Origin of the sequence: Janthinobacterium sp., assembly GCF_009923995.1 — a bacterium.
Lineage (GTDB): Bacteria > Pseudomonadota > Gammaproteobacteria > Burkholderiales > Burkholderiaceae_D > Janthinobacterium.
This window is the reverse complement of record NZ_RFSK01000079.1, coordinates 1-22859: the sequence shown is the minus strand read 5'-3', so window position 1 is coordinate 22859 and position 22859 is coordinate 1. Positions and strand designations below refer to the sequence as shown.

The 22859-nt window shown below is 65.8% G+C and carries 21 protein-coding genes, 2 tRNA genes and 1 pseudogene; 13 read left to right on the top strand and 11 right to left on the bottom strand.

Translation table 11 applies throughout. The annotated features are described in order from the left end of the window. The 4 genes and pseudogenes from EBS11_RS25500 to EBS11_RS25485 all read left to right on the top strand — a co-directional run. A pseudogene (locus EBS11_RS25500) lies at nucleotides 1-403 on the top strand (DNA-3-methyladenine glycosylase 2); the annotation flags it as partial. 56 nt (nucleotides 404-459) lie between these two features. Then, the gene (locus EBS11_RS25495) at nucleotides 460-834 is read left to right on the top strand and encodes a hypothetical protein (protein ID WP_290607773.1); all 375 of its coding nucleotides are present in this window, start codon (nucleotides 460-462) and stop codon (nucleotides 832-834) included. A 15-nt stretch (nucleotides 835-849) separates the two neighbouring features. Continuing rightward, a complete protein-coding gene (locus EBS11_RS25490) occupies nucleotides 850-1371 on the top strand; it encodes an RNA polymerase sigma factor (RefSeq protein WP_290607771.1) in 522 nt (173 codons plus the stop codon). After that, complete coding sequence (locus EBS11_RS25485) at nucleotides 1368-2153, top strand: anti-sigma factor (protein WP_290607769.1); 786 nt, start codon at nucleotides 1368-1370, stop codon at nucleotides 2151-2153. The genes EBS11_RS25490 and EBS11_RS25485 overlap by 4 nt, the downstream gene beginning before the upstream one ends. Nucleotides 2154-2190: 37 nt before the next feature. Here EBS11_RS25485 and mug read toward each other — a convergent pair whose 3' ends face one another. Continuing rightward, nucleotides 2191-2715 (bottom strand): G/U mismatch-specific DNA glycosylase, encoded by a 525-nt coding sequence (mug, locus tag EBS11_RS25480; protein ID WP_290607767.1) that lies wholly within the window; start codon nucleotides 2713-2715, stop codon nucleotides 2191-2193. A gap of 49 nt (nucleotides 2716-2764) precedes the next feature. Beyond that, nucleotides 2765-3967: an MFS transporter gene (locus EBS11_RS25475; protein ID WP_290607765.1), complete on the bottom strand. Its 1203-nt coding sequence runs from the start codon at nucleotides 3965-3967 to the stop codon at nucleotides 2765-2767. Nucleotides 3968-4076: 109 nt separating this feature from the next. Here EBS11_RS25475 and EBS11_RS25470 point away from each other — a divergent pair, with 109 nt between their 5' ends. After that, nucleotides 4077-4877, top strand: coding sequence for a helix-turn-helix transcriptional regulator (locus EBS11_RS25470; protein WP_290607763.1), 801 nt, complete (start codon nucleotides 4077-4079; stop codon nucleotides 4875-4877). 47 nt (nucleotides 4878-4924) lie between these two features. Here the strand turns inward: EBS11_RS25470 and EBS11_RS25465 are convergent. Next, nucleotides 4925-5001 (bottom strand) — tRNA-Met (locus EBS11_RS25465). Between the two features lie 142 nt (nucleotides 5002-5143). Next, nucleotides 5144-5220, bottom strand: a tRNA-Met gene (locus tag EBS11_RS25460). Between the two features lie 210 nt (nucleotides 5221-5430). Between EBS11_RS25460 and EBS11_RS25455 the strand changes: the two genes are divergently transcribed. The 3 genes from EBS11_RS25455 to EBS11_RS25445 are packed head-to-tail and all read left to right on the top strand — an operon-like array spanning nucleotide 5431 to nucleotide 7536. Beyond that, nucleotides 5431-6024 carry an NUDIX hydrolase gene (locus tag EBS11_RS25455; RefSeq protein WP_290607761.1) on the top strand — a complete coding sequence of 198 codons (594 nt, stop codon included), beginning with the start codon at nucleotides 5431-5433 and terminating at the stop codon, nucleotides 6022-6024. Nucleotides 6025-6036: 12 nt separating this feature from the next. Further along, nucleotides 6037-6753 carry a leucyl/phenylalanyl-tRNA--protein transferase gene (gene aat, locus EBS11_RS25450; RefSeq protein ID WP_290607759.1) on the top strand — a complete coding sequence of 239 codons (717 nt, stop codon included), beginning with the start codon at nucleotides 6037-6039 and terminating at the stop codon, nucleotides 6751-6753. Between the two features lie 60 nt (nucleotides 6754-6813). Beyond that, nucleotides 6814-7536 carry an arginyltransferase gene (locus EBS11_RS25445; RefSeq protein WP_290607757.1) on the top strand — a complete coding sequence of 241 codons (723 nt, stop codon included), beginning with the start codon at nucleotides 6814-6816 and terminating at the stop codon, nucleotides 7534-7536. 97 nt (nucleotides 7537-7633) lie between these two features. On the opposite strand, the gene EBS11_RS25440 is transcribed toward EBS11_RS25445, so the two are convergent. After that, a complete protein-coding gene (locus EBS11_RS25440; protein WP_290607755.1) occupies nucleotides 7634-10945 on the bottom strand; it encodes a S41 family peptidase in 3312 nt (1103 codons plus the stop codon). Between the two features lie 207 nt (nucleotides 10946-11152). Here EBS11_RS25440 and EBS11_RS25435 point away from each other — a divergent pair, with 207 nt between their 5' ends. From EBS11_RS25435 to EBS11_RS25425, 3 genes are all read left to right on the top strand, one after another. Then, nucleotides 11153-12202 (top strand): quinone-dependent dihydroorotate dehydrogenase, encoded by a 1050-nt coding sequence (locus EBS11_RS25435; protein WP_290607753.1) that lies wholly within the window; start codon nucleotides 11153-11155, stop codon nucleotides 12200-12202. Beyond that, the gene (locus tag EBS11_RS25430; protein WP_290607775.1) at nucleotides 12202-13248 is read left to right on the top strand and encodes an aldo/keto reductase; all 1047 of its coding nucleotides are present in this window, start codon (nucleotides 12202-12204) and stop codon (nucleotides 13246-13248) included. The genes EBS11_RS25435 and EBS11_RS25430 overlap by 1 nt, the downstream gene beginning before the upstream one ends. 297 nt (nucleotides 13249-13545) lie before the next feature. Further along, nucleotides 13546-15957 (top strand): TonB-dependent receptor, encoded by a 2412-nt coding sequence (locus tag EBS11_RS25425; RefSeq protein WP_290607751.1) that lies wholly within the window; start codon nucleotides 13546-13548, stop codon nucleotides 15955-15957. Between the two features lie 78 nt (nucleotides 15958-16035). Here EBS11_RS25425 and EBS11_RS25420 read toward each other — a convergent pair whose 3' ends face one another. Then, nucleotides 16036-16593, bottom strand: a complete 558-nt coding sequence (locus tag EBS11_RS25420) for a PEP-CTERM sorting domain-containing protein (protein WP_290607749.1) — start codon at nucleotides 16591-16593, stop codon at nucleotides 16036-16038. Between the two features lie 259 nt (nucleotides 16594-16852). Further along, nucleotides 16853-17689, bottom strand: a complete 837-nt coding sequence (locus EBS11_RS25415) for an aldo/keto reductase (RefSeq protein ID WP_290607748.1) — start codon at nucleotides 17687-17689, stop codon at nucleotides 16853-16855. Nucleotides 17690-17800: 111 nt separating this feature from the next. Here EBS11_RS25415 and EBS11_RS25410 point away from each other — a divergent pair, with 111 nt between their 5' ends. Both EBS11_RS25410 and EBS11_RS25405 read left to right on the top strand, forming a co-directional pair. Continuing rightward, the gene (locus EBS11_RS25410) at nucleotides 17801-18412 is read left to right on the top strand and encodes a DUF2185 domain-containing protein (RefSeq protein WP_290607747.1); all 612 of its coding nucleotides are present in this window, start codon (nucleotides 17801-17803) and stop codon (nucleotides 18410-18412) included. Beyond that, the gene (locus EBS11_RS25405; protein WP_290607745.1) at nucleotides 18409-18768 is read left to right on the top strand and encodes an MmcQ/YjbR family DNA-binding protein; all 360 of its coding nucleotides are present in this window, start codon (nucleotides 18409-18411) and stop codon (nucleotides 18766-18768) included. The genes EBS11_RS25410 and EBS11_RS25405 overlap by 4 nt, the downstream gene beginning before the upstream one ends. Here the strand turns inward: EBS11_RS25405 and EBS11_RS25400 are convergent. The 4 genes from EBS11_RS25400 to cysT form a co-directional block, all read right to left on the bottom strand. Then, complete coding sequence (locus tag EBS11_RS25400; RefSeq protein WP_092795811.1) at nucleotides 18765-19697, bottom strand: CysB family HTH-type transcriptional regulator; 933 nt, start codon at nucleotides 19695-19697, stop codon at nucleotides 18765-18767. The genes EBS11_RS25405 and EBS11_RS25400 overlap by 4 nt on opposite strands. Before the next feature lie 146 nt (nucleotides 19698-19843). Then, complete coding sequence (locus EBS11_RS25395) at nucleotides 19844-20914, bottom strand: sulfate ABC transporter ATP-binding protein (RefSeq protein ID WP_086146782.1); 1071 nt, start codon at nucleotides 20912-20914, stop codon at nucleotides 19844-19846. A 2-nt stretch (nucleotides 20915-20916) separates the two neighbouring features. After that, nucleotides 20917-21843, bottom strand: a complete 927-nt coding sequence (cysW, locus tag EBS11_RS25390; protein WP_290607741.1) for a sulfate ABC transporter permease subunit CysW — start codon at nucleotides 21841-21843, stop codon at nucleotides 20917-20919. Further along, nucleotides 21843-22649: a sulfate ABC transporter permease subunit CysT gene (gene cysT, locus EBS11_RS25385; protein ID WP_290607739.1), complete on the bottom strand. Its 807-nt coding sequence runs from the start codon at nucleotides 22647-22649 to the stop codon at nucleotides 21843-21845. The genes cysW and cysT overlap by 1 nt, the downstream gene beginning before the upstream one ends. Between the last annotated feature and the right edge of the window lie 210 nt (nucleotides 22650-22859).

The window sequence follows — 22859 nt, the reverse complement described above, 5'->3', positions numbered from 1 at the left end:
GCTGGAAATCGAGGATCTGACGAGCCGCAAATTCTCGCGCGCCAAGGCGGAGACCCTGCTGCGCCTGGCCCGTCTCGTCGACGAAGGCACGCTGTCGCTGGAACTGCCAGCATCCGGCGACGTGGCGGCCATGTCGCAGGCGCTGCTGGCCGTGAAGGGCATCGGCCCGTGGACCGTCAATTATGCGCTGCTGCGCGGCTATGGCTACGCCGACTGCTCGCTGCACGGCGACGTGGCCATCCGCGCCGCCCTGCAAAAGCTGCTGGGCGAAGAGGCCAAGCCGGACATGGCGCGCACGGAACAGTGGCTGCGCCAGTACGCGCCGCACCGCACCATGGCGGCCGCCCACCTGTGGGCCAGCCTGCATGCGCCGGAAAAAAATACTCCGCAGGCAGTGGAATAAACGGCGGGCGGCGGGCGTCTATCCCTTGCAAGCCCACAAACCTCAAGGAGACCACCATGCGCCTTACCACCACTTTTGCCCTTACCGCTCTTGCCGCCCTGCTGTCCGCCCCACCGGCCTTCGCCGCCGACGCCATGCCCGCCAACGGCATGCTCGTCAATGCCAGCGGCATGACCGTGTACGTCTTCGACAAGGATGTCGCCGGCAGCGGCAAGAGCGCCTGCAGCGGCGGCTGCCTGGTGGCCTGGCCCGCCGTCATCGCCACCGAAGCATCGCCTGCCGCGCCCTACGGCAGCATCCAGCGCGAGGACAACGGCGCCATGCAGCTGACGTACAAGGGCAAGCCCCTGTACCTGTACAAGGAAGACAAGAAGCCGGGCGACGTGGCCGGCGACAATTTCAAGAACGTGTGGCACGTCGTCAAGCCATAACCAGCCTGCGCCGCCATGACCGCACTCGACGACAGCCGCCAGCTGCAAGCGTGCCTGCCCGGCCTGCGCCGCTATGCGCGCGCGCTGGCGGGCGCCCTGCACGCGGACGACCTGGTGCAGGACACCGTCGAGCGGGCCTGGCGCAAGCTCGATCAATGGCAGCGGGGCGGCGAGATGCGGCCCTGGCTGTTTTCCATCATGCATAACCTGCACGTGGACCGATTGCGCCGTCCCGGCCTCGTGCTGCAGGAACTCGACGACGACGCCCTGCTGCCCGCGCCCGAGCGCGCGCCGGGACAGGCCATCGCCATCGGCGAGATGGATGCGGCGCTGGCCCGCCTGCCGCTGGGCCAGCGCGAAGTGATCCTGCTCGTGGCGCTGGAGCAGATGCCATACGAGCAGGTGGCGGCGACGCTCGGCATCCCCGTCGGCACCGTCATGTCGCGCCTGTCGCGCGGGCGCGAGAAACTGCGCGCACTGCTCGATGGCCGCCCCGCCAGCGGCCATGGCGCGCCCACCCTGAAAGTCGTGAAATGACTACGCAAGCCATCCGCGAAGCGCAACTGCACGCCCTGGCCGACGGCATCCTGCCGGAAGACCAGCGCGCGGCCGTCGACGCCCACCTGCGCGCGCATCCGGACGATGCCACCCGGGTGGCGGCGTGGCGCGAACAGAACCGGCAGCTGCGCGCCCTGTTCGATCCCGTGCTGGACGACGCCGTGCCACCGCCGCTGCTGCAGGCGGCGGCTCCGCCGGCGGCCAACGGCCCCTGGCGCCGCCACGCCATGCAGGCGGCCGCCGCCCTCGTGCTGGTGGCGGCGGGCGGCGCGGGCGGCTGGCTGCTGCGCGGCGCGGACGGCGGCGCCGCCAGCGCCAGCGCCGTTTCCCTGGCGCGCAGCGCCGCCATCGCCCACGCCGTCTACACGCCCGAAGTGCGCCACCCCGTGGAGGTGGGCGCGGAACAGGAAGCGCACCTGGTGCAGTGGCTGTCGAAACGCCTGGGCAGCAAGCTGCAGCCGCCCGTGCTGGCGCCGCTCGGCTACCAGCTGATCGGCGGGCGCTTGCTGCCCGGCGACGGCGATGGCCCCGTGGCGCAATTCATGTACGAGGATGGCAAAGGCCAGCGCCTGACCCTGTATGTGGCGAAAGAGCGGGCCGGCAGGCAGGAAACGGCGTTCCGCTACGCGCAGGAAAAGGATCTGGGCGTGTTCTACTGGATCGACGGCCCGCTCGGCTATGCCCTGTCGGCGAACCTGCCGAAAAAGGAGCTGGGCCGGATCGCCGACGCCGTGTACGCGCAGCTGGAACAGCCCCGCTGAAGCGGGCCGCCCATGCGTTGCGCCGCGCGCGGGCGCGTCAGCCCAGCGCGCGGTGCAGCTGCGCGTACGCGTCGACCAGCTGCGCCTTCGAATAGCCGCGGTTGAGCCCGCTGGGATTGGGCAGTATCCACACGCGCGCGCCGCCGAAGCGTTCCGGCTGCTGGCCCCAGTCCACCTGGCGCCTGCCCGTCATGGCCGCATATGCGGCCTTGCCCAGGAAGGCGATCCACTGCGGCCGGGCCAGCGCCAGCTTGTGCAGCAGCTGCGCCGTCCCTTGCGCGAATTCCTCCGCCCCCACCTGGTCCGCCCGCTGCGTCGGACGCGCCACGGCCGCCGTCAGGCCCAGGCCAAATTCCAGCACGCTGCGGTCGTCCTGCGGCGCCACCTGGTGCGGCGTGAAGCCGGCCAGGTGCAGCACGGGCCAGAAGCGGTTGCCGCGGCCGAGGAAATGGTGGCCGGCCGCGGCCGCGTCCACGCCGGGATTGAGGCCGCAGAACACCACCTGCAGGCCGGGGCGCAGGATGTCGGGCAGGCCCGGCGGCGGCGTGGCAGGGTGTGACATGCTTGAGCTCCGATACGGGGAACTGCAGTATAGGGGAAGGCGCCCGGCTTCACCTGGCCCGCCTGCGCCACGGCGCCAGCTGCAGCACGAGCGCCACGGCGGCCACCGCCGCCGCGCCCAGGCCCAGCGTGCGGGCGGACCAGTCCAGCAGGAGCAGCAGGCCGCCGCTGGCGGCGCCGATGGCGCTACCCAGGTACAGCGCCGATTCATTCAGGGCGATGGCCAGGTTGCCGTCGCCCCGCGCCGCGCGCGCGGCCAGCAGCTGCTGGTTCTGCGGCACTTGCAGGGCCCAGCCGGCACCGCCCCACAGCACGATAGGCGGCAGCATCAGCCAGGCCGACCAGCCGGCCGCCAGCGGCAGCGCGCACAAGGCCAGCGCCAGCAGCAGCAAAATGTACACGGTCAGCCTGGGTGCGGCCAGCCTGTCGGCCAGCGGCCCGGCCAGGACGCTGCCCGCGATGCCGCCCACGCCCCAGGCCCACAGGAAGGGCGTGGCCGACATCGGCGCCCCCTGCGCGGACCAGGCCAGCAGCGGCGCGATGAAGGTGTACATGCCCAGGCTGGCGATGGCCGCCAGCAGGGAGACGAGCAGGATGGCCAGCACCTGTCCGTCCGCCAGCAAGGCCAGCTTGCGGCGCAGCGCGATGGGCGGCGCCGCCGGCAGCGCCGGCAACTGCCACAGCAGGCCCGCCAGCGCCAGCGCGCCCAGCACCGCCACCAGCCACAGGGCCGCGGCCCAGCCCAGCTGCTCGGCCAGCAGCAGGCTCAAGGGCACGCCCAGCACCGTGCCGCTGGCCATGCCGCCCATGATCACGCCGATGGCCTTGCCCCGCTGCGGCGGCGGCGCCACGCCGGCCGCCGCCGCGATGCCCAGCGCCAGGTACACGCCCGCGCCGATGCCGGCGATGGCGCGCAAGGCCAGCAAGCTGGCAAAGCTCGGCGCCAGTGCGCTGGCCCCGTTCGCCAGCACGAATACGGCCAGGGAGAGCAGCAGGCCGCGGCGCTGCGCCTGCGCCGGCAGCAAGGCCACGGCCAGCGGCGAGCCGAGACCGTACGCCAGGGCAAATGCCGTCACCAGCTGCGCCGCCACCGCCACGGGCACGGCGAAGGCGCCGGCGATCAGCGGCATCAGCCCCGCCGTCACGAACGAGGCCATGCCCAGCGCGAACGCGCCCATGGCAATCAGGTAGACGGTGGCAGGCAGCGCCGCGGCGGCAGGGCCGGCGCTGGCGCGGGAAGAAGAATCGGACATGGCAAGCCTTCAGGAAGAAAGCAGGCATTCTGGAATACAATATAAACAATTACAATTTAACTGTTTATGCTATTACTGGCAGCAACAGGCTCACTGGAAGGACACGCCCATGCGCACTTTGGCCCGCACCCGCGACGAACTGGCCGCCTACCTGCGGGCGCGGCGGGCGCGCCTGTCGCCGGCGGACGTGGGCCTGCCCGGCGGCGGGCGACGCAGGACCCCGGGCTTGCGTCGCGAGGAAGTGGCGGCACTGGCCGGCGTGGGGCTGACCTGGTACACCTGGCTGGAACAGGGACGCGACATCGGCGTCTCCAGCGCCTTTCTCGACAAGCTGGCCGAAGTGCTCAAGCTCGATGCGGCCGAGCGCCGCCACCTGTTCCTGCTGGCCCACGCGCGCCCTCCCGCCGAGGAGGGCAAGACCTTTTGCGTGGTGCCGCCGCTGGTGCGCCGCCTGATGCACGAACTGGCCCATCCGGCCTATGTGCTCAACCTGCGCTGGGACGTGCTGGCGTTCAATGCCCACGCTGACGCCCTGTTCGGCTTCGGCGCGCATGCGTCCGGGCGCCGCAATCTGCTGTGGCTATTGTTTACCGATCCCCTGCTGCGCTCGCGCTTCACCGGCTGGGAAGAACAGGCGCCGCTGATGCTGTCGAGCTTTCGCCGCGACTATGCGCGCGCCACGCAGGAGGCGGACATCCACGCGCTGGTGCAGGAACTGGAAAAGGTCTCGCCCGAATTCAGGCTGTGGTGGCGCCGCCACGACGTGCACGCGCCGTGCGAAGGCGTGCGCCTGCTGGACGTCGGCGGCGAAGAGATCGCGTACGAGCACACTTCGCTGACCATCGACGCGGACCGCCATTTGCGGCTGGTCGTGTATGCGCGCCGGCCGCCGCTGGAAAGCGCGCCGTAACACGAAAAAACCGCTGGCCCTCTTGCGAGGAACCAGCGGCTTCGAATTGGTTGCGGGGACAGGATTTGAACCTGTGACCTTCGGGTTATGAGCCCGACGAGCTGCCAGACTGCTCCACCCCGCACAAGAATTATATACCAGATTGTTGCGGGCCGTAAAGGGCAAGAATTGACAATTCCATGCATCCCCCGTTTCCCGGCTTTTGCTGCCGGGTGGAAATGAAGAAAGCCGCTGCTCCTTTGCAAGAGTCAGCGGCTTTCAGGTATTGGTTGCGGGGACAGGATTTGAACCTGTGACCTTCGGGTTATGAGCCCGACGAGCTGCCAGACTGCTCCACCCCGCACAAGAATTATAAGGGCAAACGGGTGGCTTAGGCAATAGCTATCTCAACTTCCAGTGCAATAGAACCATTAAATTAAGTAGTGCCTTAAAAACGCCGGCCCATTCCCGGCTGGCATTGTGTCCGCCCGTCACGCCACGGCGCATGCAATCGGTGTACAGTAGGCGTTACACTAGCGCCTTACCCGACACCATTCTTACCCTACGCCTGCCCATGAAATTCTGCTCCGAATGCGCCCATCCTGTCAGCCTGTCGATTCCGGAAGGCGACAACCGTCCGCGCTATGTGTGCGCCAACTGCGACGCCATCCACTACCAGAACCCGAAGATGGTGGTCGGCTCCATCCCCGTGTGGGAAGAGGATGGCCAGCTGCAGGTGCTGCTGTGCAAGCGGGCCATCGAGCCCCGCTACGGCTACTGGACCCTGCCGGCCGGCTTCATGGAAAACGATGAAACCACGTCCGACGCGGCCGAGCGCGAAACGGTGGAAGAAGCGGGCGCCAATATCGAGCTGGGCCCCCTGTTTTCCCTGCTGAACGTGCAGCGCGTGCACCAGGTGCACCTGTTCTACCTGGCGCGTTTGCGCGACCTCGATTTCGCGCCCGGCATCGAAAGCCTGGAAGTGCAGCTGTTTACGGAAGCGCAGATACCCTGGGACGACCTGGCCTTCCCCACCATCCGCGCCACCCTGGAACTGTTCTTTGCCGACCGCGTGAAGATCCGCGAAGGCGGCAGCTATGGCTTCCATACGGGCGACATCACGCGTCCGATGGCGCGCCCCGATGCCGATGCCGACCACACTGCCTGACCGCGCCGCCGCATGATCCCCTGGCTCGACACCCACACCCCGTTTCCCGACGTCTCGCGCGCCCTGACCGGCGAAGCGCCCGGCCTGCTGGCGGCCGGTGCCGACCTGTCGCCCGCGCGCCTGCTCGACGCCTACCGCCACGGCATCTTTCCGTGGTTTTCCGAAGGCCAGCCCATCCTGTGGTGGAGCACCGATCCGCGCATGGTGCTGATGACGGACCGCTTCAAGGTGTCCGACAGCCTGGCCAAGGCGATCCGCAGGGTCGAGCGCAGCGCCGCCACGGACGGCCGCTGGCAGCTGCGCTTCGACGGCGACTTCGAAGCCGTCATGCGCGCCTGCGCCGCGCCCCGCAAGGACGGCCCGGGCACGTGGATTTCGGACGAGATCATCGCCGGCTACACGGGCTTGCATGCGCAGGGCTACGCGCACTCGTCGGAACTGTGGCTGGACGGGGAACTGGTGGGCGGCGCCTACGGCGTGTCGATCGGGCGCATGTTCTATGGCGAATCGATGTTCGCCCGCGTCACGGATGGCTCGAAGATCGCGCTGGCCCACCTCGTGCGCTTTTTGCAGGCGCGCGGCGTGGCCATGATTGACTGTCAGCAGGAAACAAAACACCTGGCCTCGCTGGGCGCGGCGCCCATTTCGCGCGCGCGTTTCCTGGCCCACCTGCGCGTCGCCATTGAAGCAGCGCAAATCACGGACTGGCAGGCTGCAACCGGCGCCTAAAAAAGTTATGATATCTCCAGGCAGACTTCCCTTGCCGCGGCCAGACCAGACAGGACCAGCATGACGCACCTGAACGAACTACCGTTTGCCACCTTGCAGTTCTACACGACGGCGCCCTACCCGTGCAGCTACCTGGACGACCGCCAGGCCCGCTCGCAGGTGGCCACGCCCTCGCACCTGATCAACAGCGACGTGTATTCCGAACTGGTGCGCAACGGTTTTCGCCGCAGCGGCATTTTTACCTACCGCCCGTATTGCGACGGCTGCCAGGCCTGCATTCCCGTGCGCGTCGTGACGCGGTCCTTCGCGCCCAACCGCAACCAGCGCCGCGCCTGGAGCCGGCATGCCGACCTGCAGGCGGGCGTGGCCACCCTGTCCTTCCTCGACGAACACTACGAACTGTATCTGCGCTACCAGAGCACGCGCCACGCGGGCGGCGGCATGGACCAGGACAGCCGCGACCAGTACGCGCAATTCCTGCTGCAAAGCCGCGTCAACACGCGCCTGGTGGAATTCCGCGATCCGGACGGCACCCTGCGCATGGTCAGCATCATCGACGTGCTGGCCGACGGCCTGTCGTCCGTCTACACCTTCTTCGATCCGGACGTGGCGGGCGCCTCGTACGGCACCTACAACGTGCTGTGGCAGATCGCCCAGGCACGGGAACTGGGCCTGCCCTACATCTACCTGGGTTACTGGATCGAGCAAAGCCCGAAGATGGCGTACAAAATCAATTTCAAGCCCCTGGAAGCGCGCATCAAGGGGCAGTGGGTGGTGATGTAAATCAAACCCAGCATGTAATGCCGGGGTCAGACCCCCGCGAGCGTTAGCGCCAAGCTCGGAGCTAACAATCGAGAGGGTCTGACCCCTGCCCTTCAGCTTATTTGCTCTTGTCCGGGAACGCCGGACGCGGCGGCCGCACGGGCGGATTCTTCGCCAGTTCGGCCTGGATCACTTCGATCGCCTTTTCCAGCTGCGGATCGCGGCCCGCGATGACATCGGCCGGCGTTTGCTCGACTTCGATATCGGGCGCCACGCCTTCGTTTTCCACGCCCCAGCCGTTTTCGCGCGTCCAGAAAGCCAGGTTCGGCGCCGTGATGAAACCGCCGTCCATCAGCACGGGGAAGCCGAGGATGCCCACCAGGCCGCCCCACGTCGTCTTGCCGATCAGCGGACCCATGTTGTTTTTGCGGAACATCCACGGCAGCAGGTCGCCGCCCGAGCCGGCCGTCTCGTCGATCAGCATGGCGCGCGGCCCCTGGATCGAGGCGGACGGCGTCTTCATGTCGGCGCCGTAGCGCATGGTCCACCAGGCGATTTCCTTCTTCTGCAGGATCTCGATGTAGTAATCGGCCACGCTGCCGCCGCCGTTGAAGCGCTCGTCGACGATGATGGCCTGCTTGTCCGCCTGCGGGAAGAAATAGCGCTTGAAGTAGGTGTGGCCCAGGCCCGCCGTATTCGGCACGTACACGTAAGCCACCTTGCCGCCCGTGGCCGCATTGACCTTGCGCATATTGCCTTCGATCCAGTCGCGGTTGCGCAGGGCATCCTCGCTGGGCACGGGCACCACGGTGATGGTGCGCGCGCCCTTGCCGTCGGCCGACGGCCCCACGGTCAGGTCGATAGCCTTGCCGGCCGTGTTCTCGAAGGCGCTGTACAGGTTCGTCGGCGGCGCCAGCGGACGGCTGTCGACGGCCAGCAGGTATTCGCCCGCCTGCACGTTCAGGCCCGGCTCCGTCAGCGGCGCGCGCAGTTCCGGGTTCCAGTTCAAGCCGCCGTACACCTTCTTGAAGCGGTAACGGCCGTTGCTCACCTCGTAGTCGGCGCCCAGCAAGCCGCCCGGCACCTTCTTCGCGTCGATGAAGTCATCGCCGCCGCCGCCCCGGTGGTGGCCCACGGCCAGCTCGCTGCACATCCACTGGATCAGCCGGTTCAAGTCGGCGCGGCTGGACAGCTCGGGCAGGAAGACGGCGTACTTGTCGCGCATGGCCTTCCAGTCCACGCCGTGCATGCCCGGATCATAGAAATAGTCGCGGTTGATGCGCCACACCTCGTTGAAAATCTGCGTCCACTCCGCGCGCGGGTCGGCCTTCACTTCGATGGCATCGACCTTGATCTTGCCTTCGCCGGGCGCCAGCAGCTTGCCCGTGGCGGAGCCCATGGCCCAGTTATCCTTGTGGCGGTACAGCAGCTTCTTGCCATCGGCGGACACGTCGAAGTCGTCCGCGTCGGCCACCACGGTTTCCGCCTTGCGTTCCTTTAGGTCGAAGCGCTGCACGGCCTTCTTGCCATCGCTTTCGCGCAGCAGGAAGATCTGCCCGGCGGCGCCCGCCTCCAGCCGGGAGAACTGCGCGGCCGGCAGCGGCAGGTCGACGATGCGCGTGGCGATGCCGTCGAAGTCGATGTGGATGGGCGCCACGGGGGCCACCGTGACTTTCGGGTCGTCGCGGCCCGTCTTCGGATCGATCTTCGGCTCGCTCTTCGCTTCCGTTTCCGCCTTGGCCGTGTCTTTCTTACCCTCTGCGCCGGCGGCCTTTTCCTCGTCGCTTTCCTTGATCAGGGGCGACGGCAGGTCGCGCCGCAGCACCGCCATCCACACCGTGCGCGTCACCAGGTTGTCCGTGTTCTGCTGCGAGAACCAGTTATTGCTGGGGCCCGCATTCGTCGAGGCGAAGAAGTACAGGTATTTGCCGCTCTTGTCGAACACGGGCTGGGCCACGTCGGACAGGCCATCGGTGACGGGCATCGACTTGTTCTGCTCGATGGAGTAGATGTAGGCACTGCGCGTGTAGGTGGGCGAATTGAGCGTGTAGGCCAGCCAGCGCGAATCGGGCGCCCACGAGGCGCGCATGCTCTTGTCCACGCCATACATGGGTTCGGTGGCGACCTTCTGCACCTTGCCCGTGCCGACGTCGATCACGTACATGCTCCAGCCATTGTCGGCAAACGCGATCTTCCGGCTGTCGGGCGACCAGACGGCATTGTCATAGAAACCGCTGCCATTGAGCTTGAACTTGCGCACGGCGCCCTTGCCGTCCTGGGAGCGCACATGCAGCTCGTACTCGCCCGATTCGTCCGAGAAGTACGCGACGGAGCGGCCATCGGGCGACCAGATGGGCGAGCGCTCGTTGGCGCCGGGCGTCTGCGTCAGGTTGCGCACGTCGCCCTTGTCGGCGGGGATGGTGACGATCTCGCCGCGGTACTCGAAGGCGACCCGCGCGCCCGATGGCGAGATCGAGGCGTCGCGGATGTATTTCGCATTCTTCACCCAGCGCGGGCGCGTCTGCCCCAGGTCGCTGGCCACGCCGATGGTCAGCTTGTGCGCCTGGCCGCTGGCGATGTCGAAAGCGTGCAGGTAGCCGGCCTGCTCGTAGACGATGGTGCCGTTCGCCGCCGAGGCGTTGAGCACGGGGAAATCCTTGTGCTGCGTCAGCTGGCGCACGGCCTTCGTCTTCACGTCGTAGGCAAACAGGTTGAACTCGCCGTTGCGGTCCGAGCGGAAGTACACGGTATCGCCCAGCCACATGGGGTCCACGTCGTTCGAGCGCGTCGTGGGCTGGGGGATCTTCTCGATGGACTTGTCGGCGGAGGAGAACAGCCACAGCCAGGAATTGGTGCCGCCCCGGTAATGCTTCCACTGCTTGAAGGCGGGCATCAGCGGGTTGTAGGCGATGTGCCTGCCATCGGGCGAATACGTGGCGCGCGAGGCGTTGGGGATTTCCAGCTGGGTTTCCACGCCGCCCGCCACGGGCACCGTAAACAGCTTCTGGAAGCGGTTGTTGAAGGCGGCGCGGGGCGAGGTGAACATCACGGCCTGACCGTCCGGGGTGAACGCTTGCGCCAGATCAACGCCAGGGTGGAAGGTCAGGCGGCGCGGCACGCCGCCCGCCGCCGCGATCACGTACACGTCCACATTGCCATCGATGTTCGCGCTATACGCGATCAGGCTGCCATCGGGCGAAAACACGGGATTGGACTTGTCGCCCAGGTCGGACGTCAGGCGCCGCGCGCCGCCGCCGTCCAGGTTGGACAGCCACAGATCGCCCGCATAGATGAAAGCGATGTGGCGGCTGGAGACGGCCGGTTCGCTCAGCATGCGGGTGTCTGCGGTATTCGGCAAGGCCAGGGCCGGGTGGCTCAGCAGCAGTGCGCTGGCGGCCGCGATGGCGGTCAGGATGCGTGTCTTTTTCAATCGATGTCTCGCTTATAAGGTAAAGAGAACAGAGAAAAAACAGGAGGGTCCGCGGTCGGAATGCGAATTGGCATTGAATCAATATTGCATTTGACCAACAAGAACTATACACCCGGCAGCTGCGCGGAACACGGTAAAATACCGCAAATTACACAGCGCGCCGCCAGCGTTTCCCGGCGGCCTGCGCATCACCATAAAAGCGCCCCCATGTCTGAAAAATTCCTGTACTCCCTCGCCCGCCCGCTGCTGTTTTCCATGGATGCCGAAGCGGCCCACCATTTCACCCTGCCCGCCCTGAAACGCGCCAGCGCGCTGGGCCTGACCAAATTGTCCGGCAAGCCGGCGGCGGACCCGCGCACGGTGATGGGCATCACCTTCCCCAACCCGGTCGGCCTGGCCGCCGGCCTGGACAAGGATGGCGCCTACATCGACGCGCTGGCCGACCTGGGCTTCGGCTCCATCGAGGTGGGCACCGTCACGCCGCGCGCGCAGGCGGGCAATCCGCAACCGCGCATGTTCCGCCTGCCGCAGGCGCAGGGCATCATCAACCGCATGGGCTTTAACAATGGCGGCGTGGACGCCTTTGTCGCCAACGTGCAGGCGTCGAAGTTCTACCAGAACCGCGCCGGCGTGCTGGGCCTGAACATCGGCAAGAATGCCGACACGCCCATCGAGCGGGCGGCCGACGACTACCTGCTGTGCCTGGAAAAAGTCTACCCGTATGCCAGCTATGTGACGGTGAACATCTCCTCGCCGAACACGAAGAACCTGCGCCAGCTGCAGGGCGCGTCCGAACTCGACGCCCTGCTGTCGCAGCTGAAGCAGGCCCAGGCGCGCCTGGCCGACAAGCACAAGCGCTACGTGCCGCTGGCCCTGAAGATCGCGCCGGACATGGATGGCGAGCAGGTGAAAAGCATCGCCGACTCGCTCACGCGCCACCAGATCGACGGCGTCATCGCCACCAACACGACGCTGTCGCGCAGCGCCGTGGAAGGCATGCCGCACGGCGCCGAAGCGGGCGGCCTGTCGGGCGCGCCCGTGTTCGAACTGTCGAACACGGTCATCCGTTTGCTGAAGGCGGAACTGGGCGACGCCCTGCCCATCATCGGCGTGGGCGGCATCATGCAGGGCAGCGATGCCGTGGCCAAGTTCGAGGCGGGCGCGCAGCTGGTGCAGCTGTACAGCGGCCTAATCTACGCCGGTCCCGCCCTGATCAAGGATTGCGCCCGCGCCCTGCGCGGCAGGCAGGCGAAATGATCGCCAGGGTCAAGCTGGGCAGCAGCAGCCTGGAAGTGAGCAAAATCTGCCTGGGCACCATGACCTTCGGCGAACAGAACAGCGAAGCCGAGGCGCACAGCCAGCTCGACTACGCGCTGGAACGGGGCATCAACTTCATCGACACGGCCGAGATGTATCCCGTGATGGCCAGCGCGCAGACGCAGGGCAGCACGGAGCGCTACATCGGCAGCTGGCTGAAGAAAAGCGGCCGGCGCGGCGACATCGTGCTGGCCAGCAAGGTCGCCGGGCCGAACTCGCGCATGCACTGGATACGCAAGGGCAAGACGGACCACGACGCGGTGAATATCCGCGCCGCCGTCGAGGACAGCTTGCGCCGCTTGCAGACGGAGCATATTGACCTGTATCAGCTGCACTGGCCCAGCCGCAACCTGCCCATCTTCGGCGCCAGCGTCTACGACCCGCGCAAGGAGCACGCCTGCGTCGCCATCGAGGACACCCTGGCCGTGCTGGGCAAGCTGGTCGACGAGGGCAAGATCGGCCACATCGGCGTGTCGAACGAATCGTCGTGGGGCGTGTCCGAATGCATCAAGCAGGCCGAGCTGAAAGGCTTGCCCCGCATCGCGTCCATCCAGAACCTGTACAACCTGACGGCGCGCCATTTTGAAACGAGCCTGCTCGACGAAACCTGCCACCGGGAAAATGTCAGCTTGCTCGCCTACAGCCCCCTGGCCTTCGGCCAGCTGACGGCGAAATACCTCGACGACCCGCAGGCCCAGGGCCGCCTGACGCGCTTCCCCGCCGGCTGGAGTCCCCGCTACGTGCGCCCCGCCACCGTCGAGGCGGCGCGGCAGTACGCGGCGCTGGCCCGCGCGCACGGCATGACGCCGGCGCAGCTGGCGCTGGCCTGGTGCTATACGCGCTGGTTCGTGGCGGCCACCATCATCGGCGCCACCAGCGTCGAGCAGCTGCGGCAGAATATCGATGCCCACGAAGTCCGCCTGTCGCCGGAACTGGTGGCGGCCGTCGATGCCATCCACGCCAGCCTGCCCAATCCGGGACAGTAGGCGGCGTGTCCGCCGGGCGGGGCAAGGCGCCGCCCGACGACCAACTCTCACCCGCATAGTCGTATTTATACAACAACATGCAATTTACTGCGGTGCAGCATTGCGGCTTTGCCGTGCCCGGTCGTATGCTGGAAACGAGGCCATATGCGTTACGCGCGCCGTTTTGATATGTATCAGATATTTATTGCATATCGATAGACAGAACTATTCGTAAGCACGCCGTTCGCCCGCTGCTAAGCTGTTTTCGTCAGCGGACCGCCATGGTCCGCGCCTACACTAACCGAAGAGATATTGTCGATGAGTTCAAGCACCGCCCGCTCCCAGATTTCCGCCCTCCCCGTGAAAACCGTCATCGCCGCCAGCCTGGTCGCCTGCTTCAGCCTGCCGATGCAGGCGCAAGCCCAGCAGGAATTGCCAGCCGAAGGCGAACTGCAATCGGTGGTTGTCACGGGCACCTTCGCCAAGAACCGCCGCACCATCGATTCCGAATCGCCGATCGACATCCTCACCTCGCGCGACCTGCAAAGCACGGGCTCGGGCGAGCTGGCCACCGTGCTGAGCCGCCTGCTGCCGTCGCTGAACTTTGCCCGCGCCACGGGCGCCGACGCCAGCGACGCCGTGCGCCCGGCCCAGCTGCGCGGCCTGTCGCCCGACCAGACCCTGGTGCTGGTGAACGGCAAGCGCCGCTATACCTCGGCCGTCGTCAACGTCAACGGTTCGCTGGGCCGCGGCTCGGCGCCCGTCGACCTGAACGCCATCCCGCTGGCCGCCATCGACCACGTGGAAGTGCTGCGCGATGGCGCGGCGGCCCAGTACGGCTCCGACGCGATCGCCGGCGTGATCAACATCATCCTGAAAAAAGGCGCGGCCGGCGGCGACGTGGAAGTGGCCTATGCGCAAACGCAAGAGCATGACGGCAAGCAGAAAAGCATCAAGGGTTCGGCCGGCTTCAAGCTGGGCGACGACGGCTGGGTGCGCATCTCGGCGGAAGTGGCCGACCGCGACCCGACCAACCGCGCCGGCGCCGACTTCCGCAATCCCCTGGAACCACGCTACGGCAAGGTCAACCAGCGCTACGGCGATGCGGAAAGCAAGCCGGCGACGCTGTTCCTCAACAGCGAATACCACATCAATGACAGTGTCGACTGGTATGCCTTCGGCAACTACGGCAAGCGCGACACGTCGGCCGCCGCCACCTGGCGCACGGCCTACAATGGCACGGCGCTGCGCACCCCCGTGTACCCGGAAGGCTTCCTGCCGCTGCAAAACAGCACCCTGACGGACCAGTCCATCGTCACGGGCCTGCGCGGCGAAGCGGCCGGCTGGCGCTGGGATGCCAGCCTGAACTACGGCAGCAACAAGTTCGAGCTGGACCTGGACAACACGATCAACCTGTCGATCGGCACCCTGGGCGCGGACAGCCCCACGCATTTCTATGCCGGTTCGCTGAAAAACGAGCAGACCGTGTTCAACCTCGACGCGGCGCGCGAATTCCCCGTCGCCGCCTTCTCCGGTCCCCTGACCGTGGCCGTGGGCGCGGAAGCGCGCCGCGAGAAATACAGCATCGGCGCCGGCGATGAAGCATCGTACATCGGCAGCGGCTCGCAAGGCTTTGCCGGCTTCCGCCCTGCCAACGCGGGCAGCCATTCGCGCCACAATGAATCGATCTATGTGAACCTGGAAGCGGAAGTGACGCACAAGCTGTCCGGCGGCGTGGCCCTGCGCCATGAGCGCTACAGCGATTTCGGCAGCACCACGTCGGCCAAGGGCTCGGCGCGCTACGCCTTCACGGATGCGCTGTCCCTGCGCGGCACCATGTCGAGCGGTTTCCGCGCGCCATCGCTGGCGCAGCAGTACTACACCATCACCACCACCAACTTCCAGGTCATCAACGGCGTCAACACGCCGATCGAAACGGGCACCTTCGCCGTCAACACGCCGCAGGCGCGCGCCCTCGGCGCCCAGGACCTGAAGCCGGAAAAAGCCCGCAACTACAGCCTGGGCCTGCAATTCCAGCCGAACCGCAACTTCACCACCAGCGTCGACGCCTACCGCATCGACATCGACAACCGCATCCTGTTCTCGGCCAACCTGGCGCTGAACGACGCGCTGAAGGCCCAGCTGGCGGCGCAAGGCACGCCCGTGGGCGCGGCGCGCTACTTCACGAATGCCGTCGACACGCGCACGGAAGGCGTGGACATCGTCAGCACCTACCGCATCGACCTGCAGGACAAGGACCGCCTGGACTTCACCGTGGCCTACAACCACAACAAGAGTTCGGTGGAAAAAGTGGCCGACAACCCGGCCATCCTGACGGCCAACAACCTGAAGCTCATCGACCGCCAGACCATCGCGCGCGCCACCGTGGCGTCGCCGAAGGACAAGTTCAGCCTGGCCGCCGACTATGGCTTCGGCATCTGGAACGTGCATGGCCTGGTAACGCGCTACGGCAGCTTCACCGTGCCGCAGAACGATGTCAAGCTGGACCAGACGTATGACCCGCAGTGGGTACTGGACGTGTCCGGCTCCGTCAAGCTGGGCAAGAACTGGCGCCTGGTGGCCGGCATCGACAACGTCACCAACCGCTACCCGGCGCAAGTGACGAGCGCGGGCAACCTGAATGTCGCCGGCACCCAGCCGTACAGCATCTTCGCGCCGAACGGCTTCAACGGCCGCTATTACTACGCCAAGGCTGGCTACAGCTGGTAAGCGGCAAGCCGCCTGCCAAGCAAAAAGCCCGGAGACGCGATGCGCCTCCGGGCTTTTTTTCGTACCAGCGGCGCAGCGTCAGCCGCGGCGGCGGCGCGCCATGAAGCCCAGCATGCCCAGGCCCATCAACAGCATGCCGTAGGTGGCCGGTTCCGGCACGGCCGAGACGGAGCTGAAGGCGCGGAAATTGCTCAGGCCACGCGGCAGGTTGCCAATGCTGAAGAGCGTATTGGCGGCCACGGGCGTGTCCCAGTGGAACAGCAATTCGCCGCGGCCATAATGCACGGCCAGGTAATCAAAGCTGGAATTGACGGTGAAGGAACCGGACTTGCTGCTGCTCAGGTCGCCCTGGCTGGCAAACACGAGGGACCCGGTGCCGCTGGACGGCAGGCCGAACTGCGTATTGAGCAGGGTCTTGATGGCGGCCGCGCTTTGCGCGCCGGGCGGATTGGCGCCGTCATACACCCAGACGCTGGACGCCGCGACAGGGCCGTAGGTGACGCTGTTGCCGCCCACCGTGAAGCCGCCCTTGGCAGGATTGCTGATCTCCACCCAGCTGGCCGCCTGGGCCAGCGGCGCCAGGCAAGCCGATACGCCGAGGCACAGGCCGAATACCGCATGTTTTGTCTTGTTCATATATTTCCCCTTGGACATTATTTCAATAACGCAACTTAATTATGTTTTTATTACTGCATTGCGACAGAACAAAAGATATCATTGAGGAAATCAAAATGCAATTAAAGAAACATATTTTCCCATTGGCATTTTCAATCAAACCCGGCCGTTTATCGGCCCGGCTGGCTATGACAGGGGCGCGCGACCATCGTCCGCGCGGCCAGGCGCGCTCGTCAGCCCCGCGCCTGTTGCGAAATCACACAGGCTCATCCTGCCGGGACTACAACTCGAGGTTGGTGTCGGGATCGCCGCCCTGCCGGTGCTCGCCGTCGAGCAGCGCCAGCGCCGCCAGGTCTTGCGTATCGAGCGCAAAATCGAAGATGGCCAGGTTTTGCCGCATGCGTGCCGGGTCCTGCGATTTCGGGATCGCCACCAGGCCATGCTGCACGTGCCAGCGCAGCAGGATTTGCGCGGCCGAGCGGCCGTGCTTGCCGGCCAGGCGCGCCACGGTGGCGTCCTGCAGCAAGGCGCCCCGCCCCAGCGGACTCCACGACTCGATGACGATGCCCTGCCGCGCATGCCAGTCGCGCAGCGCCGCCTGCGTGAAGTCCGGGTGCAGCTCGACCTGGTTGACGGCCGGCAGCACGCCCGTCTCCGCCCGCAGGCGTTCGATATGCGCGGGCTGGAAGTTCGATACGCCGATCGAACGGATGCGCCCTTCCTCGCGCAGGCGCACGAAGGCGCGCCACGTGTCCACGTACAGGTCGCGCATGGGCAGCGGCCAGTGGATCAGGTACAGGTCGAGGTAGTCCGTGCCCAGCGCGGCCACGGTGGCGTCGAAGGCGCGCAGGGTGCTGTCGTAGCCGTGCTCGCTGCCGCGCAGCTTGCTGGTGATCGCCACCTCGCCGCGCGGCAGGCCGCTGGCGGCGATGCCGCGCCCCACGCCCGTTTCATTGCCGTAGCGGGCCGCCGTATCGATCAGGCGGTAGCCGCAGGCCAGCGCCGCCTGCACGGCCGCCTCGGCCTGCGCATCGTCCAGCGGCCAGGTGCCAAAGCCGATCTGCGCGATGCGCCGGCCGTCGTTGAGGGGTAAATGGGGGATCGTTGCGTCCGTCATGCCTGTCCTTGATGTGAGAGGGGGAACGGCCATCATACGGCTTGCGCGCGCGGCGTGCTTTCAGGCGTGCGATCGGCTACCATGGGCTTTCTTTCCCGACGACGGATCACCATGCCCAGCTGGCACCTGGCCGACGCTGCCGAACTGGCGGCGCGCCATCCCTACACCTTCTACAAATCGCCGCCCGCGGCCATCGCCCGGGTGCGCCCCGGCGACGTGGTCAAGCTGATCTTCGCCTTCCACGGCGACGACCCGCACGCGCCGGGCGCCGAGCGCATGTGGGTGCTGGTCGATACGGTGGAGGCCGGCGGCCAGTTCACGGGCAAGCTCGACAACACGCCCCGCCATATCCGCGATTTGCGGGCGCAGGACCCCATCGCCTTCGCGGCGCGCCACATCATCAACACGCAGCACGACGAGGACGATAACCTCGTCAAGCGCTACGCGGGCCTGTGCTTCGTCACCAAAAGAGTACTGGAAGACGGCGCGCCCGTCGGCTATCTGTACCGCGAGGAGCCGGACAACGCCGACGACAGCGGCTGGCGCTTCACGGCCAACGACGAAAGCGACGACTACATCAACGACAGCGCCAACGTGGCCCTCGTGTCGCTGGGCGCCGTGCTCAGCGTGGATGACCGTTTTATCGCGCTGCTGGACGCGCCCGCCGGCGCGGCCTATGCCTTCGACCATAACACCCAACAATTCATGGCGGTTGACGAATGACAAGTGATGAACTGAAAGCCGCTTGCGCGGCCCTGCCCGGCGCGCAAGCCGTGTTGTACGGCCCGCCGTCGAACATCCTCGTGTATGAAGTAGCCGGCAAGAAATTTGCCTACTTTAAAACCAGCATGCCGGAACAGTGGCGCTTCAGCCTGCGCGCCAGCGCGGAGCGCTTCATCGAACTGACGGACATGCCCGGCGTCAAGCCGGCCCGCTACATGGGCCGCTTCCACTGGGTGACCATCGTCGACGTGGCGCGCTTCCCCGCCGATTACCTGGCGGAACTGCTGCAGGATTCCCACGCGCGCGCCGTCGCCAGCCTGACGCGCGCACAGCGGGCCGCGCTCGCGTCAGCCTAGAGCGATTCTTCGCCCGCCATGGCGCGGTCGATGTCTTCGCGCGTCAGGTCCGGCGCCAGCTGCAGGATGAATTCGTAGGCGTACGCGCGCAGGTAGGCGCCGCGGCGCACGGCCAGGCGCGTCGTGTTGGTGGCGAACAGGTGCGACGCTTCCACGGCCCGCAGCCCCTTGTCGCGGCCATGGTCGAAGGCCATGGAGGCAACGATGCCCACGCCCAGGCCCAGCGCCACGTACTGCTTGATGACGTCCGAATCCATGGCCGTCAGGATGATGTCGGTGGCCACGCCCGCCTTGGCGAAGGCGTCGTCGATATGCCCGCGGCCCGTGAAACCCTTGTCATAGGTAATCAGCGGATATTTCGCCAGGTCTTCCAGGCGGATGGGCGAATGCTCCAGCAGCGGGTGGCCGTCCGGCACGACGATCAGATGGCTCCAGCGGTAGCACGGGAAGGACACGAGGTCGGGGAACTGGCTCAGGCCCTCCGTGGCGATGCCGATGTCGGTCTTGCCGGACAGCACCCATTCCGCGATATGTTCGGGCGCGCTTTGTTGTAGCGCAATGCGCACGTCGGGGAAGGCGGCGCGGAAGCTCTGCACCACCTTCGGCAGCGCATAGCGCGCCTGCGTGTGCGTGGCCGCCACGGACAGCGTGCCGCTCGTCTGGCCGCTGTACTCCAGGCTGGCCTGCTGCAGGTTTTCCGCCTCGATCAGCAGGCGGTCGACAATCTTCAGGATGCCCTTGCCCGGCTCCGTCAAGCCCGTCAGCCGCTTGCCGTTGCGCTCGAAAATCACCACGCCCAGCTCGTCCTCGAGTTCGCGGATCTGCCGGCTCACGCCCGGCTGCGACGTGAACAGGGCGTTGGCCACTTCCGTCAGGTTGTAGCCGCGGCGGGCCGCTTCGCGGATCGAGCGCAGTTGTTGAAAGTTCATGGTGTTCCAGTATGTGAGTTAACTTTGCGACACCTGAAAAAACCGTAGCGAGCGGCAGTGATTTGTGGCCAAGAAGCGCAACCGTACTAAAGTACGGTGAGCATCGCAGGCCGCAAAGCGCGACGCGCAGCAGGTTTGGTCAGGTGTTATCTTGCTGTCGGTTCAACGAACACGTGCAGGCGTTTCGGGCGCACGACCAGGGTCTCGCCCTCTTTCAGCTGCAGGTGGCTGAAGCGCTCGTTCGACATCACCGCTTCGATCAGTTCGCTGTTATCGACGCGCTGCAAGTCCAGCTGGGCCAGCGGGCCGATGGCATGCGCGCGGCTCAGTTTCACGACGATGCCTTCCGCGCCCTGCGTGTAGCGGTCGATTTCCAGGTCGTGCGGCCGCACATAGGCCGTGCCCTTGCTGTCGCTCACGCCCGCGTAGTCGGGCACCTCGAAGCTGGCGTCGCCCGTCGCCATCACGCCGTCATGCACGCGGCCGTGGAACAGGTTGACGTTGCCCAGGAAGCCGTACACGAAGGGCGAGGCCGGGTGGTTGTAGACTTGCTCCGGGGAACCCAGCTGCTCGACGGTGCCCTTGTTCATCAGCACCACCTGGTCGGCCACTTCCAGCGCCTCTTCCTGGTCATGCGTGACGAAAATGCTGGTGACGTGCAGGTCGTCGTGCAGGCGGCGCAGCCAGCGGCGCAATTCCTTGCGCACCTTGGCGTCGAGCGCGCCGAACGGCTCGTCGAGCAGCAGCACGCGGGGCTCGACGGCCAGGGCGCGCGCCAGGGCGATGCGCTGGCGCTGGCCGCCCGACAGTTGCGGCGGATAGCGGTCGGCCAGCCAGTCCAGCTGCACCAGCTCCAGCAAATCCTTCACCTTGCGGCGGATCTGGTCTTCCGACGGGCGCTCGCTGCGCGATTTCACGCGCAGGCCGAAGGCCACGTTTTCAAAGACGGTCATGTGCTTGAACAGCGCATAGTGCTGGAACACGAAACCGACCTGCCGCTCGCGCACGTGGCGGTTCGATGCATCTTCCGCATCCAGCAGCACCTGCCCGCTGTCCGGATGCTCGAGGCCGGCGATGATGCGCAGCAAGGTTGTTTTACCGCAACCCGACGGGCCCAGCAGGGCCGTCAGTTCGCCGGCGGGAAAGTCCAGCGAGATATTGTCCAGGGCGACGAAATCGCCGAAACGCTTGTGGATGTTTTTAACTGCGATGGTCATGATCAGTGCTCCGTGGAACGTAAGGCGGAATCGTCGGCGTCGCTCTCGTTCAAACGCCACTCAATGAAGGCTTTCAGGGCCAGGGTCACCAGGGCCAGCAAGGCCAGCAGGGAGGCGACGGCAAACGCGGCGGCGAAGTTGTACTCGTTGTACAGAATCTCCACCTGCAGCGGCATGGTGTTGGTTTCGCCGCGGATGTGGCCGGACACGACCGAGACGGCGCCGAACTCGCCCATGGCGCGGGCATTGCACAGGATCACGCCATACAGCAGACCCCATTTGATATTCGGCAAAGTCACGCGGCGGAAAGTGTTCCAGCCCGAGGCGCCCAGCACGATGGCGGCCTCTTCCTCTTCGCTGCCCTGCGACTGCATCAGGGGGATCAGTTCGCGCGCCACAAACGGGAAGGTGATGAAGATGGTGGCCAGCACGATGCCGGGCACGGCAAACAGGATCTTGATGTCGTGCGCCTGCAGCCAGGGACCGAACCAGCCCTGGGCGCCAAACATCAGCACATAGAGCAGGCCGGAAATCACGGGCGAGACGGAAAACGGCAAATCGATCAGGGTCAGCAGGATGCTCTTGCCGCGGAACTCGAACTTGGCGATGCACCAGGACGCGGCCACGCCGAATACGAGGTTCAGGGGCACGGCGATGGCGGCCGTGATCAGGGTCAATTTAATGGCGGAAATCGCGTCCGGGTCGATGATGGCGGCGATGTACGCTTCCCAGCCCTTCTTGAACGCTTCCGCGAACACGGCCACCAGGGGCACGATGAGGAAGGCCGTCAGGAACAGCAGGGCGATGGTGATCAGGACCGTGCGCACCCACAATGGTTCGAGCACGACGGGACCGATATTCGGTTCGATGCGGCGCGCTTTTGGCAGCGCATCTTCCGCGTTGGCGACGGCAGTCAAATTCGTACTCATTATTTCTTGCCCTTTCCGCGCGTCCACGCTTGCAGCAGGTTAATCGTCAACAGCAGCAGGAAGGACACCACCAGCATCACCACGGCGATGGCCGTGGCGCCTGCGTAATCGTATTGTTCCAGCTTGGTAATAATGAACAGCGGCGTGATTTCCGACACCATGGGCATATTGCCGGCGATAAAGATCACGGAACCGTACTCGCCCGTGGCACGGGCGAAGGCCAGCGCAAAGCCCGTCAGCAAAGATGGCAAGATGGTGGGGAAAATGACGCGGGTAAATGTCTGCAGGGAATTGGCGCCCAGGCTGGCGGCCGCCTCTTCCAGTTCCTTTTCCGCGTCTTCCAGCACCGGTTGCACCGTGCGCACGACGAAGGGCAAGCCGATGAAGGTCAGCGCCACCACCACGCCCAGCGGCGTGAACGCCACCTTGATGCCCAGCACGCCTTCGATGAACTGGCCGAACCAGCCATTCGACGAATACAGGGCCGTCAAGGTGATGCCCGCCACGGCCGTGGGCAAGGCGAAGGGCAAGTCGACGAGCGCGTCGATGATGCGCTTGCCGGGGAACTTGTAGCGCACCAGCACCCACGCCAGGATGCCGCCGAACACCACGTTCAGCAGGGCGGCGATCAGCGAGGCGCCGAACGTCAGGCGGTACGACGCCATCACGCGGTCGGACGTGACGGCGTGGAAGAAGGCGTCCCATGTCATGGTGAAGGTTTTCAGGAACACCGACGACAGCGGAATGAGGACGATCAGGGCCAGGTAAAAGAGCGTGAAGCCCAGTGACAGCTTAAACCCCGGCATGACCCGAAACGGCGCGCCGCGCGCCTTGATCGGTGCTGCTGATGCTGATACTGCAGACATAGAAACCCCTTCTTATTACATTTTTGAGTTATAGAGTGCAATATTCACATGCAATCGTTATAAAAAGAACTAACCATTTCTCATTTGCTTAGATGGATTTTGCATACTTGCCGGTGGAAACGCTGGACGAAAAAAAGGGGTCGGACCCTG